Below are 255 nucleotides of genomic sequence, written 5' to 3'. Positions count from 1 at the left end.
CGACGTTGACATCGTAAGGGCCGGTCTCAAACTCGACTTCGTTCTTGTCGAAAACCCAGTCACGGATGGCGTCGTTGGCGATGTGGTGGCCGAGCGATTGCGAGACGCCGCGGAAGCCCTCGCAGCGCACCGGCACGATCGTCTTTTCGTGCTCCTTGGCCTTCTTGCGCGACACCGCCTCAATGTCGTCGCCAATCAGCCCGATCGGGCATTCCGACTGCACGCTGATGCCGTTGTTGAGGGGGAAAAGCTCCT

General features: G+C 60.8%; 1 protein-coding gene. It reads right to left on the bottom strand.

Going from position 1 to position 255, the window contains the following annotated elements:
- On the bottom strand, positions 1–255 hold a 255-nt coding region (locus tag K6M89_RS30835), incomplete at both ends, for a nitrogenase component 1 (RefSeq protein ID WP_281424341.1).

The sequence above is a fragment of the Rhizobium croatiense genome, assembly GCF_019793465.1.
Lineage (GTDB): Bacteria > Pseudomonadota > Alphaproteobacteria > Rhizobiales > Rhizobiaceae > Rhizobium > Rhizobium croatiense.
Note: the sequence above shows the minus strand (reverse complement) of the source record. Positions and strands in the feature narration are given on the sequence as shown.